This window comes from Microbacterium sp. Y355 (genome assembly GCF_059445345.1).
This window is the reverse complement of the sequence record NZ_JCAIUD010000001.1, coordinates 2,352,639-2,368,828: the sequence shown is the minus strand read 5'-3', so window position 1 is coordinate 2,368,828 and position 16,190 is coordinate 2,352,639. Positions and strand designations below refer to the sequence as shown.

The 16,190-nt window shown below is 65.9% G+C and carries 19 protein-coding genes; 10 read left to right on the top strand and 9 right to left on the bottom strand.

The features are described from left to right. Window positions 1-11: 11 nt before the first annotated feature. A complete protein-coding gene (locus tag AC1C2O_RS11325; protein ID WP_495430535.1) occupies window positions 12-293 on the top strand; it encodes an SRPBCC family protein in 282 nt (93 codons plus the stop codon). On the opposite strand, the gene AC1C2O_RS11320 is transcribed toward AC1C2O_RS11325, so the two are convergent. After that, window positions 276-440 (bottom strand): HAD family hydrolase, encoded by a 165-nt coding sequence (locus AC1C2O_RS11320; RefSeq protein WP_495430534.1) that lies wholly within the window; start codon window positions 438-440, stop codon window positions 276-278. The genes AC1C2O_RS11325 and AC1C2O_RS11320 overlap by 18 nt on opposite strands. After that, a complete protein-coding gene (locus AC1C2O_RS11315; RefSeq protein ID WP_495430533.1) occupies window positions 437-1,285 on the bottom strand; it encodes an exodeoxyribonuclease III in 849 nt (282 codons plus the stop codon). The genes AC1C2O_RS11320 and AC1C2O_RS11315 overlap by 4 nt, the downstream gene beginning before the upstream one ends. 52 nt (window positions 1,286-1,337) lie before the next feature. On the opposite strand from AC1C2O_RS11315, the gene pyrE reads away from it, so the two are divergent. Next, the gene (gene pyrE / locus AC1C2O_RS11310; RefSeq protein WP_495430532.1) at window positions 1,338-1,895 is read left to right on the top strand and encodes an orotate phosphoribosyltransferase; all 558 of its coding nucleotides are present in this window, start codon (window positions 1,338-1,340) and stop codon (window positions 1,893-1,895) included. After that, complete coding sequence (locus tag AC1C2O_RS11305; RefSeq protein WP_495430531.1) at window positions 1,892-2,794, top strand: ROK family protein; 903 nt, start codon at window positions 1,892-1,894, stop codon at window positions 2,792-2,794. The genes pyrE and AC1C2O_RS11305 overlap by 4 nt, the downstream gene beginning before the upstream one ends. Before the next feature lie 31 nt (window positions 2,795-2,825). Here the strand turns inward: AC1C2O_RS11305 and AC1C2O_RS11300 are convergent, their stop codons facing one another. From AC1C2O_RS11300 to AC1C2O_RS11285, 4 genes are all read right to left on the bottom strand, one after another. Then, complete coding sequence (locus AC1C2O_RS11300) at window positions 2,826-2,993, bottom strand: hypothetical protein (RefSeq protein ID WP_495430530.1); 168 nt, start codon at window positions 2,991-2,993, stop codon at window positions 2,826-2,828. A gap of 63 nt (window positions 2,994-3,056) precedes the next feature. Beyond that, entirely contained in the window at window positions 3,057-3,845 is a 789-nt protein-coding gene (locus AC1C2O_RS11295; protein ID WP_495430529.1) for an HAD-IIA family hydrolase, read from the bottom strand. Window positions 3,846-3,892: 47 nt separating this feature from the next. Next, window positions 3,893-4,255, bottom strand: coding sequence for a hypothetical protein (locus AC1C2O_RS11290; protein ID WP_495430528.1), 363 nt, complete (start codon window positions 4,253-4,255; stop codon window positions 3,893-3,895). A 135-nt stretch (window positions 4,256-4,390) separates the two neighbouring features. Further along, window positions 4,391-5,023, bottom strand: coding sequence for a metal-dependent transcriptional regulator (locus tag AC1C2O_RS11285; RefSeq protein WP_495430527.1), 633 nt, complete (start codon window positions 5,021-5,023; stop codon window positions 4,391-4,393). Here AC1C2O_RS11285 and AC1C2O_RS11280 point away from each other — a divergent pair. The 4 genes from AC1C2O_RS11280 to AC1C2O_RS11265 all read left to right on the top strand — a co-directional run bounded on the left by AC1C2O_RS11280 (window position 5,017) and on the right by AC1C2O_RS11265 (window position 8,871). Continuing rightward, on the top strand, window positions 5,017-5,724 hold the full coding sequence (locus AC1C2O_RS11280; protein ID WP_495430526.1) for a TrmH family RNA methyltransferase: 708 nt from the start codon (window positions 5,017-5,019) through the stop codon (window positions 5,722-5,724). The two genes, AC1C2O_RS11285 and AC1C2O_RS11280, sit on opposite strands and share 7 nt — an antisense overlap. Before the next feature lie 60 nt (window positions 5,725-5,784). Beyond that, complete coding sequence (locus tag AC1C2O_RS11275) at window positions 5,785-6,978, top strand: sensor histidine kinase (RefSeq protein WP_495430525.1); 1,194 nt, start codon at window positions 5,785-5,787, stop codon at window positions 6,976-6,978. After that, the gene (locus AC1C2O_RS11270; RefSeq protein ID WP_495430524.1) at window positions 6,975-7,631 is read left to right on the top strand and encodes a response regulator; all 657 of its coding nucleotides are present in this window, start codon (window positions 6,975-6,977) and stop codon (window positions 7,629-7,631) included. The genes AC1C2O_RS11275 and AC1C2O_RS11270 overlap by 4 nt, the downstream gene beginning before the upstream one ends. 94 nt (window positions 7,632-7,725) lie before the next feature. Then, entirely contained in the window at window positions 7,726-8,871 is a 1,146-nt protein-coding gene (locus AC1C2O_RS11265; RefSeq protein WP_495430523.1) for a hypothetical protein, read from the top strand. 28 nt (window positions 8,872-8,899) lie between these two features. Here the strand turns inward: AC1C2O_RS11265 and AC1C2O_RS11260 are convergent, their stop codons facing one another. Beyond that, on the bottom strand, window positions 8,900-9,790 hold the full coding sequence (locus AC1C2O_RS11260; protein ID WP_495430522.1) for a hypothetical protein: 891 nt from the start codon (window positions 9,788-9,790) through the stop codon (window positions 8,900-8,902). A 66-nt stretch (window positions 9,791-9,856) separates the two neighbouring features. Further along, window positions 9,857-11,182: an MATE family efflux transporter gene (locus tag AC1C2O_RS11255; protein ID WP_495430521.1), complete on the bottom strand. Its 1,326-nt coding sequence runs from the start codon at window positions 11,180-11,182 to the stop codon at window positions 9,857-9,859. Window positions 11,183-11,260: 78 nt separating this feature from the next. On the opposite strand from AC1C2O_RS11255, the gene AC1C2O_RS11250 reads away from it, so the two are divergent. The 3 genes from AC1C2O_RS11250 to AC1C2O_RS11240 all read left to right on the top strand — a co-directional run bounded on the left by AC1C2O_RS11250 (window position 11,261) and on the right by AC1C2O_RS11240 (window position 14,826). Next, the gene (locus tag AC1C2O_RS11250; RefSeq protein WP_495430520.1) at window positions 11,261-11,803 is read left to right on the top strand and encodes a DnaJ family domain-containing protein; all 543 of its coding nucleotides are present in this window, start codon (window positions 11,261-11,263) and stop codon (window positions 11,801-11,803) included. 32 nt (window positions 11,804-11,835) lie between these two features. Continuing rightward, window positions 11,836-13,800: a M13 family metallopeptidase gene (locus AC1C2O_RS11245; protein WP_495430519.1), complete on the top strand. Its 1,965-nt coding sequence runs from the start codon at window positions 11,836-11,838 to the stop codon at window positions 13,798-13,800. A gap of 141 nt (window positions 13,801-13,941) precedes the next feature. Beyond that, window positions 13,942-14,826 carry a serine hydrolase gene (locus AC1C2O_RS11240; RefSeq protein WP_495431728.1) on the top strand — a complete coding sequence of 295 codons (885 nt, stop codon included), beginning with the start codon at window positions 13,942-13,944 and terminating at the stop codon, window positions 14,824-14,826. A 130-nt stretch (window positions 14,827-14,956) separates the two neighbouring features. Here the strand turns inward: AC1C2O_RS11240 and AC1C2O_RS11235 are convergent, their stop codons facing one another. Continuing rightward, window positions 14,957-16,153, bottom strand: coding sequence for a cobalamin-independent methionine synthase II family protein (locus AC1C2O_RS11235; protein ID WP_495430518.1), 1,197 nt, complete (start codon window positions 16,151-16,153; stop codon window positions 14,957-14,959). Window positions 16,154-16,190 lie beyond the last annotated feature (37 nt).

Genomic DNA, 16,190 nt, shown 5'->3' with positions numbered 1-16,190 from the left:
CGGTTCACCCGATGGCGTGCTCGCCGTCGCCGAGTGGTGATGAATACGTGTTCTGGGGCTCGTATCACTCTGTTGAGCCCGGCACGATCGTGCACTCGTGGCAGTACGAGGGTGAGATTGACGTCACGCTCGAGGTGCTGCGCTTCGTCGACCTCGATCATGGCCGTTCTGCTATTGACGTCGTGTCGACCTACACCTCGAAGGCGGCCTGTGACGCCGTGCTCGCCAGCGGCATCGACGGTGGGATGGACGAGAACTTCGATCGTCTCGAAGAACTACTCACCGGTCGGTGACACCCGCCGCGCGTTCACGGGCACCACGTGGATTCCTGCGGCCCTGGCGGAGTCCAACGCGGCGCGCGTACGGGCCGAGACGCTGGAGTCTGCGCTGAGGAGTGTGCCGTCCAGATCGCTGGCGATGAGTCGCGGCAGCGCTCTCACGCGAAGATCATCGGCATGTCGTCATCGTCCTCATCAGCGCCGCCGAAATCGAGGTCGACGACCACAGGAACATGATCGCTGGGCTGGGTGCCCTTGCGCTCGTCCCGGTGGATGGATGCCCCGGTCACGGCGCTTGCGAGCGCGGGGGAGCCCAGCACGAAGTCGATGCGCACACCCTCATTGCGGGGGAACTTCAGGCGCTGGTAGTCCCAGTAGGTGAAGCCCTCTGGCAACAGCGGACGCACGACGTCGATGAGGCCGGCATCCTGGAATGCAAAGAACGCCGCGCGCTCCTCGGGAGACACGTGCGTCGAGACGCCTTCGACGATGTCAGGGTCGCCGTTGTCGCTGTCGAACGGGATGATGTTGAAGTCACCGACCAGCGCGAGCGGCAGGTCGGGCTTCGCCTGCAGCTCGGATGCCGCGTGCTGGCGCAGCGCCTCAAGCCAGTGCAGTTTGTACGCGTAGTGCGGGTCATCGAGGGATCGGCCGTTCGGCACGTACAGGCTCCAGACCTTCACCCCTTCGACCGTCACGCCCAGCGCGCGCGCTTCGAGCGGAGCATCCGGTCCTTCATGGCCCTTGGCAAAGCCAGGCATCCCGGTGAATGCCGTGTCGACGTCAGTGATCGGCAGGCGGCTCGCGATCGCGACGCCGTTCCACTGATTCAGCCCGTGCACCTCGACGTGGTAGCCCGCTTCCTCAAACGGCGCGTACGGGAACTGCTCGGGCTTGCACTTGATCTCCTGCATCGCGAGCACATCGATGTCTTCTCGCACGGCGAACTCGACGGTGCGGGTGACACGAGTGCGGATGGAGTTGACGTTCCAGGTGGCCAGGCGCATGCATCCAGCCTAGTTGTGGGGTCGGACGGCAGCGCGCCCTACACTTAATGCCGTGACTCTCGACGCTGACCGCCAGTCCCTGCTCGCCCTCATCAAGGATGAGGCGGTGTTCCATGGCGACTTCATCCTGTCCAGCGGTAAGCAGGCGACGTACTACGTCGATATGCGCAGGCTCACCCTCGATCACCGCGCAGCCCCGGCCATCGGTCGGATCATGCTCGACTTGATCGGCGACCTCGACGTCGTGGCCGTAGGGGGCCTGACGCTCGGCGCCGACCCGATCGCGAACTCGGTGATGCACGCTTCGGTCGCCACCGATCGACCGATGGACGCTTTCGTCGTGCGCAAGGAGCCGAAGGATCACGGCCGCGGTCGACAGATCGAGGGCGCTGATATCGCAGGCAAGCGCGTGGTCGTGCTGGAAGACACCTCGACCACTGGTCAGTCCGCACTCAAGGCCGTCGAAGTACTGCGCCGTGAAGGCGCGGAGGTTGTCGCCGTCGCGGTGATCGTCGATCGCAAGACCGGTGCACAGGCCGCAATCGAAGCCGAGGGCCTTGAATGGCGTGCGGCATTCAACCTCGATGATCTTGGGCTTGCTACGCAGTGACCCGGTATGCACTGGCCGTCGACGTCGGCGGCACGAAGCTCGAAGCAGCGCTCGTCTCTGACGCCGGCGAGCTGGTCGCGGGCAGCCGCAGCCGCCAGGCGACCGGTCGCTCCGCAACCCCGGAGCGCTTGGATGCGGCGGTGTCCGCCGTTGTGCGGCACGCTCTGGCGGCGCTTCCGGATGGTGCGGACCTTGTCGGTGCTGGAGTCGGAAGCGCCGGCCCCGTTGACCGCGCGACCGGGACGATCGTCCCGGTGAACATGCCGCAGGCGCGTGGCTACGCTCTGGCGGATGCGGTGCGCACTGCGGCATCCGATGCTTTCGGCCGCGAAGTCTCCACGGTGTTCGGGCACGACGGCGGTGCGCTTGCGCTCGCCGAATCTTGGCTCGGTGCGACGCGCGATGCGCGCTCCTCGCTGTCGATCGTCGTCTCCACCGGCGTCGGTGGCGGGTTCGTCGTCGACGGTGCGTACATCGCCGGCGCATCCGGCAATGCAGGGCACCTCGGCCAGGTGCGCCGCGAGGGAGGACTGACGCTCGAAGAGATCGCGTCAGGACCCGCCAGTGCAACATGGGCGCAGACGCAGGGATGGACCGGTTCGACCGGCGAGGATCTCGCCAGGGATGCGGCATCCGGCGATGCTGTCGCCCGCGCCGCGATCGAGCGCTCCGCGCGTGCAGTCGGGGAGGCGCTGGCGGATGCCGCGACCCTCGTCGACCTCGACGTGATCGCGATCGGTGGCGGATTCTCTCGGGTCTCAGACGATTACATCGAGCTCGTGCAGCACGCGCTCACGGCCAGTGCCGCACACGGATACTCCCGGCTGGCGCGAGTGGTGCGCTCGGGGCTTGGGGATGAAGGTCCGCTGATCGGGGCCGCAGCCTTCGTGCTGCGGTAGCGGTCGATCGCGCGGGAGCCACCGTTGATGCTCAGCGCCGCCGATCGTCCTCGTCCCAGGGGCCTTCCCACCAGTTGCCCGATTTCCTGTCGTCGCCGGGCTTGCGGCGGTGGGAACGCACGAACTGCACGATGATCACGGTCAGGCTTGAGAGTCCGATCAGGATCAGCACGAGGAAAAGCAGGTCCTGCTGGGTCATGGCCTCTTCCCCTCCGCGGCATACGCTGCCGTGAACCGCTCGCCCTCGTCGAGTGCGCCCATGTCAGCTCGCAGCAGCCTCGGGGAGCAGATCGGCAACCGAGTTCACGATCTCCTCGGGCCGGAACGGGTACTTCTGGATCTCGACCTGATCGCTGATGCCGGTGAGCACGAGCACGGTGTGCAGGCCCGCCTCGATGCCGGCGACAATGTCAGTGTCCATCCGGTCGCCGATCATGCCCGTCTTCTTGGAATGCGCGCCGATCTTGTTCAAAGCTGAGCGGAACATCATCGGGTTGGGCTTGCCCACGACGTACGGCTCCTTACCGGTCGCCTTCGTGATCAGCGCGGAGATGGCACCCGTTGCCGGCATCGGGCCATCGGCACTGGGACCGGTGGCATCCGGATTGGTCGCGATGAAACGGGCACCGTTGTTGATCAGGCGGATCGCCTTGGTGATCGCATCGAAGGAGTAGTTGCGCGTCTCGCCGACGACGACGAAATCAGGGTTGGTCTCGGTCATGATGAACCCGGCGTCGTGCAGAGCGGTCAGAATCCCGGCCTCGCCGATGACGAATGCCGAACCTCCAGGCAGCTGATGCTGCAGGAAGGCCGCGGTAGCCAGCGCTGACGTCCAGATGCGGTCCTCAGGAACATGCAGTCCGCTTGAGCGGAGGCGTGCAGAGAGGTCGCGTGCAGTGAAGATCGAGTTGTTCGTCAGCACCAGATACGGGATGCCGTTGCTCTCCCAGCCGGCGAGCAATTCAGCAGCCCCAGGAATGGCATCGTTCTCGTGGACGAGCACGCCGTCCATGTCAGTGAGCCAGCATTCGATTTCAGAGCGATCAACCATGTGCTCAGCCTAGAGGTCGCGGGCGAGGCTCGCCTGCCGCAGTGCGGTCAGCGGCCAGTGACGTGGAGCTGACGCTGTGGGCCTTCGAATCGTGCAACGGCGATCTTCAGATCAGTGATCTCGGTGGCGAGATTGTCGATGCGCGCGCCCAGGACCCTGCCGAGCGCGTCACTGCGCTTTTCAGCTCTTCGGTCAACGGCGTCGATGCGTTCTCCGAGCTTTCGGTCAACGGCGTCGATGCGTTCTCCGAGCTTTCGGTCAACGGCGTCGATGCGTTCTCCGAGCCTTTGATCGCCAGCATCGATGCGGCGTACGCACCAGCTGAAGCCCGCGAGCATCGTCGCGCTGAGCGTCAGAACGATTCCAATCGCACTAACGATGACGGTGATCACCTCGAGAGACACGTACACGGCTCCATTCTCTACCGATCGCGGGCGGTTCGCCACCGACAATACAACCGATTTATGCCCGGGGATTAGCGGTTCCGTGATCGGTGGACAAAGCAGAGAATGCGCGCGATGTGGAGAACAAGTGGCGCCCGGATGCTACGCGCTGAGCCAGACGATCTCGAATGCCCCGTCCGGCAGCGCCGCGGATGCACCGTCGAGCTCGATGCCATCCGTGGTCACACGCACCGAGGAGGAGACCGCAAGCCCGAGTGCTTCGAGCGCACGCAACAGCTCTGCGTCGGTGTCGGCAACGCGCAGTACGCGCCCCTCATGACCGAGCGCCGCGTCGGCCAGCAGCACGAACGGCTCGCGAACGACGTCGCCCGCCGCATCCGGAATGGCGTCCCCGTGTGGATCGAAGCGGGGCCGACCCAGGCGCTCGTCGATACCCTCCAGCAGTCGGTCACTGATGGTGTGCTCGAGAACCTCGGCCTCGTCGTGCACCTCATCCCACGCGTAACCGAACTCCCGCACGAGCCAGGTCTCGATCAGGCGGTGGCGACGCACGATTGCGAGGGCGCGCTGTGTGCCGGCATCCGTCAATCGCACTGCGCCGTATGGCACGTGCGAGACGAGCCCAGTGGCTGCGAGCTTCTTCACCATCTCGGTCACGCTTGACGGCGCGATGCCGAGCTTCGCCGCGAGCACCGACGGAGTAATCGGCGCATCCTGCCACTCGGTATGCGCGTACACCGTCTTCAGGTAGTCGTCTGCTGCCGGAGATGCCACGGCTCCAGACTACGCTGGCACCGGATCCGCTGCCTCCGGACTACGCTGGCCCGGACTACGCTGGCCCGGACTACGCTGACACAGTGACCGAGACTCCTGAGCGCAGCACCCACGGCCTCGGGCCCTGGGACGGTGAGTGGCCTGAGGGTGACCAATACGACCCTGAACTGCTGGAGAACGGCGACACCCGCAACGTCATCGATCGCTACCGCTACTGGCGTATGGAATCGATCGTCGCAGACCTCGACACCCACCGGCATCCGTTCCATGTCGCCATCGAGAACTGGCAGCACGACATGAACATCGGCTCCATCGTGCGCAGCGCCAACGCGTTTCTCGCCGACACCGTGCACATCATCGGCCGTCGCCGGTGGAACAAGCGCGGGGCCATGGTCACCGACCGCTACCAGCACGTCGTCCACCATGAGGATGTCGCCAGCTTCGCCGCATGGGCCGACACAGAAGGTATTCCGATCATCGCGGTCGACAACGTCGACGGCGCAATCCCCGTCGACCGGGCGGATCTTCCGGAGCGGTGCGTGCTGCTGTTCGGCCAGGAAGGGCCGGGGCTGACGGATGAGGCGATCGCCGCGGCATCCGGACACATCGAGATCACTCAGTACGGCTCCACGCGCTCCATCAACGCGAGCGCCGCAGGCGCCGTGATCATGTACGAGTGGTGCCGCCGCTACGCGAATTGACCTGCCAGGTTCACCCACGCGAGTGATCCGCGGCCGCCGCGCCTATGACAGCATGGGGCCGTGCCTGCAGGTGAGATGAGGAGCCCCGGCGGGTGGCGAGCCATCGGCAGACCCGACGTGATGCTCGCCGCCGGCCTCACAGTCGTGCTCCTGCCGACGAGCTTGCTGGCCGTCGTGCAGACAGACGTTCGCGCATCCACTCCCGTCGTGGTTGCGCTGGCTGTGCTGTTCGCTCTGCTGCACGCACTTTCACTCGCGGCGATCCGATTCCCCGTCGCGTCGTTCATCGGTGCCAGCGCTGTCATGCTGGCGCTTGCCCTGCTGCCCGGTGGTGCCGACATCCCGGCGGCCGTGTACCCCTCGTCATTCGCTTATCTCCTCTGCCTCGCGCAGGTGACAGCGACGCGCGAGCGTCGGCTCGGCATCGCCGCGCTCGCCGTGGGCGTTCTCGGCGCGATCATCATCGCCCTGACTCCGGCTGCCTCGCTGGACGTGCAGGTGCGATGGGGCACCTTCGTCGGGCTTGTCGCGCTCGTCGCCGCGGCCTGGGCGGTCGGAGCTCTGCAGAAGGTACGCCGCGAACAGGCGGATGACCGTGCTCGAGTACGCGTGCAACAGGCGATCACCGAGGAGCGGATGCGGATCAACCGTGACCTGCACGATGTCGTCGCCCACTCGATGACAGTGATGATTGCGCAGGCTGAGGCGGCCCGTGCCGTCATCCACGATGACCCAGAGGAGGGTGCCAGAGCGATGTCGATCGTTGCCGACACCGGGCGCGAGGCGCTTCGCGGCATGCGAGGGATCGTCGCGACCGGAGCGGATGCACCGCGTGAGCCCGTCCCCGACCTCGACGCGATCTCCCAGTCCGTCCACAGCGCGCGCAGCGTCGAGACCGATGTGTCGCTCGTCGAAGTTGGCCTGCGGCATCCGCTCGATCCTGCCGCGCGGATCGCACTTCATCACGCCGTGCGCGAGGCGCTCACCAATGCGATCCGGCACACCATGCCTCCCCGGCGCGTCGACGTGCGGATGCAGTGGGACGCGCAGTGCATCGTGACCACCGTCGTCGATGATGGCGGTTCCGGGGCGGCCGCGAACAGCCCTGGCACCGGCGTCGGCCTGATCGGGATGGTCGAACGGGTGCGCAGCGCCGGCGGGACGCTGACCGTGGGGTCGATGGATGCAGCGGGCTGGGCCGTCCGGATCGAGCTGCCGTACACACGTGTCGCCGGGCAGGAGCTGCAGTCATGAGCATCCGCGTGCTGCTCGCCGATGATCAGGCGCTGTTTCGGGAACCCGTCGCTGCGATGCTCGCGCGTGACGAACGGCTGGACGTTGTCGCTTCAGTGGCATCCGGTGACGAGGCGGTCGAGTTCGTGCGCGCGCACGCCGTCGACGTCATCCTTATGGACATCAGGATGCCGGGAACAGACGGCATCGCTGCGACGAGGGAAGTCCTGCGGCAACGTCCGCAAGTGCGGGTGCTCGTGCTGACCACCTTCGATCTCGACGAGTACGTGTTCGGCGCTGTGCGCGAGGGCGCGAGCGGATTCCTGACGAAGGACGTCACTCCCGCAGCGCTCGCGAATGCCATCGTCGCGGTCGCCGCGGGTGAACCGGTGATGTCGCCGAGCGCGACGCAGGCCCTCCTCGGATTCGTGAGGACGGGCTCTCCGGTGGCCAGCGCTGCAGCGGCCCTCGACATCCTCAGCCCACGCGAGCAGGATGTGGCCCGGCTGCTGGCGACCGGGGCATCCAATGACGACATCGCCCGTCGCCTCTTCCTCTCCGAGAACACCGTCAAAACGCATGTGAAAGCAGTTCTCGCGAAACTGTGTCTTCCCGACCGCATTCACGTCGTCATCTGGGCCTACGAGCAGGGCGTCCTGCGCCCTGGCGCCTGACCGCATCTCGCGTTGCAACCTCACCCGCGCGGGTGAGGGAGATCACCGTGCCGGGCGATGTCGACGGGCCTGCCGGATTCATAGCGTGAAGACCATGACTAAACGAAACCGTTTGATACTGACGCTCGTCATCGTAATCAGCTCGGCGGCGCTGGCAGTCGTCGCTGGGCTCCGTCTGATCGCCCCAGCTTCCGTCCCCTGGATCGAAGCGCTGGGCCCGGGGCTGGCGGGCCGAATACTGCCCGACGCCGTGTGCGCGGCGATCGGCCTCGCCGCCGGTCTCGCGGGAGTCGCGGTCGGAGTGCTCGGGTACACGGCGCGCATGCTCGCGCCGTCCTCCACGCTGCGCGTAGGAGCAGTGATCGTCGCCGCCATCATGATCGTGCTCGCCCCTGGCGGCATGATCCCCATCGCGGGCTACACCTTCGCACTCGCCGTGGTGCTCGGAGTGGTCACGATGACGGCGCTGTTCGTGCGTCGGCATCCATGGTGGGGGCTGGGTCTGGTCGCGGCCCTCGCCGGCATCGCGACGTGGGCGATCGTGAGCATGCGTGGGGCAGTACTGGCCGTCGAGATCGTCGTGTCTCTCGGCGAGATCCTGCCGGGAGCCCTGCTCGCGGCAGCCCACCTGCTCGCCGCCGCAGCCCTCATCGTCTGGACCGCGATCAGCGGACGCGGACGCCGTGGATCCTTCGCCAGCTGGGTGCTGCGGCACCGGACGGCGATCACCGTCATCGCGGCTTGCTGTGCGGTACCGTATGCCTTTGCGCGCGCGACCTGGTTGACTCCATGGCCGTTGCTCGGGCCCGACGCTGCGGCGCTCGCCGATGAGCCGATGGTGCTGCTGACCGGGTTGAGCCTCGGTGCGGCGATGCTGGCCGGAGGGCTGCTGACTCTCGGACTCATCATGCCCTGGGGCCGGACCTTCCCACGATGGATGGCTGGCCTGGGCGGACGCGCTGTGCCGGTCTCCCTCGTCGTCGTTCCGGCATCCGTCGTCGCCGCTTTGTTTACGGCCGGTGGCGTGGATATGGTGCTGTCGGTGGCGGATGGGAGCATCGGGGACGGCAGCCTCGCGCAGATTCTCGAGCTGACCCTGGTCTTCCCCTTCTGGCTCTGGGGTCCACTGCTCGCACTGGCAACGTGGGCCTACGCGATGGCGCGAAGCGATGACGCCGCCGGCATGGTTACGCGGGATATGGCGGCGCGGAATGTCGCTTCATCGGAAGTCTCGCGGTGACAACCCGGGGAGCGCAGAGCGATACAGGTCAGGAGAAGCGCGCCGACACGGCGATCTGATGGCCCGTCTCGATGCGCACATCGTGGAGGCGTGTCGGCGTGCCGTCTTCGGCGATGATCGCGTTGAGGTCGACCGTCTGCCCGATGACCCCGCGGATGTGCTTGCGCGCGAACAGCAACCCCGCCTTGACGAACAGGTTGCGGCTCCCGACCGTGAGATCCCGCACGGTGATGACTGCATCCCGCGTCACTTGGATGTGGGCATCGGCGCGTGCTGACGCCATGAGCAACTTCCAGCGCAGTCCGGCATACGCCGTGACGTGGATGCCGTCGCCGCCGTCGTCGGTCAGATCGAGCTTCACGCGACCGAGGTGCCCGCCCGCCTCCTTCACCATCGGGCGTGCGACGGAGGTGATGAGTGGAACCAGATCCTTCGTCGCGACGGTCGCGTGGAAGGTGCCGTGCAGCCCGCTCAAGTCGCCGTCCGGGATGAGCGTGTGAATGCTCTCGGGAAAATCGGGTTCGGTGGGTTCAGTGAAGGTCAGCCAGGCGATCGGGATGTCGAAGGCCTGCAGGTCGATGCGGAGCGGGGTTCGTTCGATCCGCATCGGTCGAGCCGCGAAGCGGAACGTCTTCACAAGGCCGGATCCCCGGGTGAGGGGGTTAGGTTCAGGTGCTTCGGATGCGGCGCCGGGCGGAGGCAGAGGCACGGGCGCCCCGGCACCCCATCCGAGCCGCAGCTTCATGCTGGTGGCATCCAGCGTCAGATGCTCGAGATCGTTGCCGGCGAGACTTGCGGTGACCTTGATGTCATCGAGCCCCTTCAGCTCCACTTCGCTCGTACCCTGAGCCGCGTGCTGGATGACTGCGCGCACCCAGCGCACGACGGTCGCGCTGTCACCAGGCCAAGCTGTGGTCATACAACAATCTTCGCGCACCGGCCGGCAGCGTCAGTCGCGATCGATGCCGAATGACCTCTGAGTCGCCTACACGGACGCGCTCAGCCACCCGCCCGTCTTCACGCGCCAGCCCAGTGTCGCGAAGCGGGCGAGCATGTAGACGCCGAAGAAGCAGACGGCGAGCCAGGTGACTCCTGCGGTGCCTTCGACCCCCACGAGCGTGACGATCCACAGCGCCGGTAGGAAAGGCACGAGGTTCAGTGCGCCAGCGAGCGCGAGGTAGCGCACGTCGCCTGAGCCCATTAGTACGCCGTCGAGCACGAACACGATTCCGGCGATGGGCTGCGCCACGGCGAGCACGAGCAGCGCAGGTTGGATGAGCGCCGCGAGCGCCGGATTCCCGGTGAATGCGAGCCCGATCACCCCCGACAGTGCCGCGATTACTAGCCCGACGATCACGCCGAACCACGCGCCCCATGCGACCGTTCGGGCGAGCACGTGCTTCACAGCGGGTATGTCCCCGGCGCCGAGCCCCTTCCCGATGAGAGCCTGGGCTGCGATCGCGAGGGCATCCAGAGCGAATGCTGCGGCCGAGAATATTGTGAAGATCACCTGCCACCCGGCGAGCTCCTCGGTGCCGATTCCGGTGGCGATTCCCACCGTGATCAGCAGCGCGATGCGCAGGCTCACCGTGCGCAGGAACAGCCACCCGCCTGAACGGGCCGAGCCTCGCACGCCGTCGCGCTGCGGACGAACGGATGCCGCATGCCGGCGCGCCAGGCGCCCGACGATCACAACATACGCGGCGACCATGCCCCACTGCGCTGTCACCGTACCGATGGCCGAGCCTGCGATGCCCCAGCCGAAACCGTAGATGAACAGGGCGTTCAGCAGTGCGTTCGCCCCGAAACCTGCGCCGGCGATCCACAGCGGAGTCACGGTGTCCTGCATCCCTCGAAGCAGGCCGGTGGCCGCGAACACGATCAGCATCGCCGGCAGCCCCCACATGCTGATCACGAGATACGTGTCGGCCTGGGCAGCGACCTCCTCAGAGGCGCCGAACAGCGAGACCAGCCAGCGCGACGACAGCGCTCCGACCACAGAGAGCACCGCGCCGAGTCCCAAAGCCAGCCACATGCCGTCGATGCCGACGGAGACGGCGTCCTTGTGCTCGCCGGCCCCGAACCGGCGAGCTACCGCCGGTGTCGTCGAGTACGCGAGGAAGATCATCAATCCGACGATCGTCTGGAGCACGGCGCTTGCGATACCGAGTCCCGCGAGCGGCACGGTGCCGAGATGACCGACGAGCGCAGCATCCACCATCAGGAAGGCTGGCTCTGCAACCAGCGCACCGAGCGCGGGGACCGCAAGCCGCAGGATGTCCCGATTGAGGGATGCAGGGCGCGCGGTCATCCCTGAAGCCTATGGCGTGGCGGTGACAGTGGAGCGAGGCAGAAGTAGGGTTGAAGAACCGGCATCCGGAGGTGGACGATGACTGATCCTCGAGATATTGCAGCCCGCTATCGGGCACGTCAGAACGGCGAGCCGGATGCCGAGCAAGAGCCAGCTCCGTCGCAGCTCACCGCGCAGAACCAGCACGAGTTCGTGGAGAGCGCGATCCAGATCGCCATCCGCCGCGGCGAATTCGATGATCTTCCGGGTGCTGGCAAGCCGATTGAGGGACTCGGCACGCATCATGACCCTGACTGGTGGATCCGTCGCAAGATCGAGACCGAGAATCTGTCGGGTCTTGGTCCGCCTGCGATCCTGCTGCGCACCGAAGATCGCGAACTGGACGGGCAACTCGATGGGCTGTCTCGGGAGAGCGATGTACGCGAGATCTTGGACGACTTCAACAGCCGCGTGATCTCCGCTCGCCGCCAGTTGCAGGGCGGACCGCCGGTGGTGACGCGCACTCGCGATGTGGATGCCGAGGTTGCGGCCTGGCGAGAGCGCAGGGAGGCACGGGCCGTGCGGCCTGCGCCTCTTCAGACCGAACCCGCTCGTCGGCGAATCTGGTTCCGCCGGGCGTGACGATGTCGCAGCCCCGGCATAGGCTGGAGCGCATGACTGATGTTCTCCCCGCAGGTCTTGCTACCGAAGAGTTCAGCTCCGACATTCGCCCGCAGGATGACCTTTATCGCTACGTCAACAACGAGTGGTTCAAGAAGACTGAGATCCCGGGTGACAAAGCTCGCTGGGGCTCGTTCCATCTCCTCGCCGAGCAGGCAGAGAAAGACGTTCGCACGATCATCGAAGAGTCGCAGGACGCCGAAGGCGGCACCCTCGCTCGCAAGATCGGCGACCTGTTCGCCAGTTTCATGGACACCGAGCGCATCAACGCTGCCGGCATCGAGCCCTTGGCCGTGACACTTGCCGAGATCGATGCCATCGACAGCATCCCGGCGTTCCTGCGCACAGTGGGCACATACGATCGTGACGGGCGCGCACACCTGATCGGTCTGTACATCGACGGAGACCCCGGCAACCCAGAGCGTTACCTTCCCGTCCTCGTGCAGTCGGGGCTCTCGCTGCCAGACGAGAGCTACTTCCGTCTCGATAGCTTCGAAGGCACCCGCGCTGCCTACCGTGCGCACTTGGAGCGCCTTCTCGCGCTCGCCGGAGTCCAGGATGCCGCCGGCGATGCCGACCGCGCCATCGTCGTGGAGACTGAGCTCGCTTCGCACCACTGGGACAACGTGCGCAGCCGTGACGCTGTGGCGACGTACAACCTGAAGACCTGGGACGAGATCCAGGCACTCGCCGGCATCGACCTCACTGCCTGGCGTGACGCGGTCGCCCCGTCGAACCCCAGTGCCTTTGGTGAAGTCGTCATCTCACAGCCGAGCTTCTTCGAGGGTCTCGGCACGCTACTGACCGCCGAGCGACTTGACGACTGGAAGGCGTGGCTACGCGCGCAGGTTGTGCACGCCGCCGCCCCGTACCTTACCGATGAGTTTGTGCAGGAGAACTTCTCGTTCTACGGCACAGAGCTCACCGGTGTGCCCACGATCCGCGAGCGCTGGAAGCGTGGCGTCTCGGCCACCGAGGGCGCCCTCGGCGAGGCGATCGGCAAGGTTTACGTCGAGCGGCACTACCCGCCGACGGCGAAGGCAGCGATGGATGAGCTCGTGGCAAACCTCATTGAGGCGTATCGACAGAGCATCACGACGCTGGAGTGGATGAGCCCCGAAACTCGCGAACGGGCGCTCGCCAAGCTGGACGCCTTCACTCCGAAGATCGGACACCCCGAGGTGTGGCGCGACTACTCGTCTCTGGCCATCGACCCCGCTGATCTGTTCGGCAACGTCCGTCGTGCGAACATATTCGAGCATGACCGCAACGTCGACAAGGTCGGCAAGCCCATCGATCGCGATGAATGGCACATGCCTCCGCAGATGGTCAACGCGTACTACAACCCGTCGATGAACGAGATCGTCTTCCCCGCGGCGATCCTGCAGTATCCGTTCTTCGACGCTGCGCGCGATGCGGCCGCCAACTACGGTGGCATCGGCGCAGTGATCGGCCACGAGGTCGGCCACGGTTTCGATGACCAGGGCAGTCGCTATGACGGATCAGGCAAGCTCGACGACTGGTGGACGGATGCTGACCGCACCGCGTTCGAGGATCGCACGAAGGCACTGATCGCGCAGTACGACGAGCTCGTCCCAGTCGGGCTGCCGGACGAGAACCACGTCAATGGTGCACTCACTATCGGTGAGAACATCGGTGATCTCGGAGGCCTGAGCATCGCGCTTAAGGCATACGAGTTGTCACTCGGCGGCACTGAGGCTCCGGTCATCGACGGCCTCACCGGAGTGCAGCGGCTGTTGCTCAGCTGGGCGCAGGTATGGCAGCAGAAAAGCCGAGATGCCGAGACCATCCGCCTGCTCACGATAGACCCGCACTCGCCGAACGAGTTTCGTTGCAACCAGATCGTCCGTAACATCGACGCCTTCTATGCGGCGTTCGACGTCACCGAATCGGATGCACTGCACCTGCCGAGCGACCAGCGTGTGACGATCTGGTGATAGTTCTTCATAGTGCGTGACGTGGGCTCGGGGTCGGGGCTACGATAGCCATGCCGCTGGGGAGCGTCCTCCCCAGTAGCGTCCCCCCGACAGATACCTTCCTGGGAAGGAACACGCGTGGGCACTCCCCCCGAGCCTGCGATGCTGCGCCGATCTCTACGCGGCACCCGACATCTACCGCGCCGTGCGGCCATCGGCAGACGGACATTCACCGCGACTACGCGTGCGCTCGAGCAGTTGGCTGATACCGGCGCCGAGGTGTCTGTATACGTCACTGACCTCGACAGCGATGCTGAGGTACTCGCCGGTGACGATCATGTGACGATGCCGATCGCTGGGCTCGGTGTGGTGCCGCTGCTGATCGAAGTTGCTGCCGGGTTCGAGGCAGGGACGTTGGATGCGTTGGAGATCGTCGAGCGTTCCTCAACCGAAGCTGTCACAAGCTCGGGAGTGTGGCGCAATTTGCAGGCGCCGGCGCTGCCCCTCGGTGACCTTGCCGTGCTTGCTGCCAGTGCCGGGGATCCGGTCGCTGTGAACATTCTGCTGCAGCACGTCGGACACCACCGAGTGCTCCGCAGAATCGAATCCCTGGGGCTTCGGCGCACCGCCGTGCTTGATCGTTTCCGCGACGAACGAGGTCCGGATGACGCGCCGCACGTCGCAGTTGGCACGACACGCGAGCTTGCCGGACTCTTCTCAGCCCTGGTGAATTCGAAAGTTGTGGATGCTGCGGTCAGCTCACAGGTTTCGGAGTGGCTGAGCCTGAATCACGACCTGAGCCTGGTCGCCGCGTCCACGGGACTGGACCCGTTCGCGCACGAGCACGATCCACACGGGCTGCTGTTCATCAACAAGACCGGGCGTGACCGCGGTGTTCGTGCGGAAGCAGGTGTGCTCGCCGGGCCCCGCGCCGGGGTCGCATACGCAATGAGCGTTTGTTTCGATGACCTCTCCATCGCGCACCGGCTTCGCGTGCACGACGCGTTCCGGCTACTCGGGCTCGAGTTGATGGAGTACGCCCACTAGCAGGTGGTCTGCACACTTGCAGGGTGATCGTACGGATGCATGGCCATCTGGCGGTGGGGTGGCCTGCAGGTGTGCATCGGCCCTGCAGGTGTGCCGGGCGCCTCAGACGCGGGCGGACTCCGGACGCACCTCAAACGCGAACGCGACGGGCGCCTTCGCCCAGCGACTCCAACTTCGCCCACGCGATGTCGGTGTGCACGCGGCCACCGAGGCCGCAGTCGGTCGAGGCGATCACGCGCTCGGGGCCCACGATCGCCGCGTACCGCTCGATGCGCTGAGCGACCAGATCAGGGTGCTCGACGACGTTGGTCGCGTGGCTGACGACGCCGGGGACGAGGACCAGGTCGTCGGGTACTGCGGCATCCGCCCACGCCCCGAACTCGTGCTCATGGCGGACGTTGCCTGCTTCGAACGAAATCGAGCCGACGTTCGCCTTGAGCACGGCCGGCAGGATCTTGGAGAGCTCGATGTCGGTGGCGTGCGGTCCGTGCCAAGAGCCCCAACACAGATGCAGACGGACGAGTTCTTTCGGCAGGCCCTGGATGGCGTAGTTCAATGCCTCGACGCTCTTCGCGGTGAACGTGAGATAGTCCTCGACGCTGGGCTCGGGGTTGATCTGATCCCAGTTCTCGGCCAGTGACGGATCATCGAGCTGCAGGATGAGCCCCGCGTCGGTGATGGCCTTGTACTCCTCGCGCAATACCTCAGCCCATGCCCAGAGGTGCTCGTCGTGGGTGGCGTAGTGCTCGTTCCACACGCGGGCAGCCGAGCCGGGCGCAATCGCGGTTAGGAAACCCTGCTCGCCCTCGGTCAGCGCGGACTTCAGGTGACGGATGTCGGCGGCGACAGCATCCTGCCCGGTGTAGGCGAGGGATGCGGTCGTGGTCGGGAATTCAGTGGCAGGGCGTCCCTCGGATGCGCCGGAGCGCCGGTCACTGTACACAGCGGGGAAGAGCTGGCGGTCGCGGCGGTCGGCGAAGCTGGTGAGCTCGATGTTGCCGGGTGTTGAGACTGCGGTCGGCTGCGTGAACAGGTTGTTTTCGGTGAGGGACAGTCCACTCACGCGCTGGAAGGAATAGCCCCACCAGGCACCGTAGTCGAGCGGGTTCGACATCGCCTTGCCGAATTCGCCATCGCCGGGCTGAGTGATGCCGGCCGCGCGCTGCCGTGCGACGACATCCGTCACTGCGTCCGCGACGAGCTGCTCGAACTCGGGCGGGGATTCGAGGGTGAACCCGTCGTCGGCGAGCGGACGCGCGGCATTTGCAGCGATGAGGGCCTCGGTGCGAGGCAGGCTTCCGGCGGTGGTGGTGGCGATCGTGCTCATGACTGCGATGCTATCCAGCGCCGGGTGCTGCGACCGA

Excerpts from the sequence above, each read along its gene's own strand:
- AC1C2O_RS11280 (WP_495430526.1), top strand. The coding sequence starts at position 5,017 with ATGCCACGGCTCCAGACTACGCTGGCACCGGATCCGCTGCCTCCGGAC.
- AC1C2O_RS11235 (WP_495430518.1), bottom strand. The coding sequence starts at position 16,153 with ATGAGCACGATCGCCACCACCACCGCCGGAAGCCTGCCTCGCACCGAG.
- AC1C2O_RS11270 (WP_495430524.1), top strand. The coding sequence starts at position 6,975 with ATGAGCATCCGCGTGCTGCTCGCCGATGATCAGGCGCTGTTTCGGGAA.
- AC1C2O_RS11315 (WP_495430533.1), bottom strand. The coding sequence starts at position 1,285 with ATGCGCCTGGCCACCTGGAACGTCAACTCCATCCGCACTCGTGTCACC.
- AC1C2O_RS11260 (WP_495430522.1), bottom strand. The coding sequence starts at position 9,790 with ATGACCACAGCTTGGCCTGGTGACAGCGCGACCGTCGTGCGCTGGGTG.
- AC1C2O_RS11240 (WP_495431728.1), top strand. The coding sequence starts at position 13,942 with ATGCTGCGCCGATCTCTACGCGGCACCCGACATCTACCGCGCCGTGCG.
- AC1C2O_RS11245 (WP_495430519.1), top strand. The coding sequence starts at position 11,836 with ATGACTGATGTTCTCCCCGCAGGTCTTGCTACCGAAGAGTTCAGCTCC.
- AC1C2O_RS11265 (WP_495430523.1), top strand. The coding sequence starts at position 7,726 with ATGACTAAACGAAACCGTTTGATACTGACGCTCGTCATCGTAATCAGC.
- AC1C2O_RS11325 (WP_495430535.1), top strand. The coding sequence starts at position 12 with ATGGCGTGCTCGCCGTCGCCGAGTGGTGATGAATACGTGTTCTGGGGC.
- AC1C2O_RS11250 (WP_495430520.1), top strand. The coding sequence starts at position 11,261 with ATGACTGATCCTCGAGATATTGCAGCCCGCTATCGGGCACGTCAGAAC.
- AC1C2O_RS11295 (WP_495430529.1), bottom strand. The coding sequence starts at position 3,845 with ATGGTTGATCGCTCTGAAATCGAATGCTGGCTCACTGACATGGACGGC.
- AC1C2O_RS11255 (WP_495430521.1), bottom strand. The coding sequence starts at position 11,182 with ATGACCGCGCGCCCTGCATCCCTCAATCGGGACATCCTGCGGCTTGCG.
- AC1C2O_RS11300 (WP_495430530.1), bottom strand. The coding sequence starts at position 2,993 with ATGACCCAGCAGGACCTGCTTTTCCTCGTGCTGATCCTGATCGGACTC.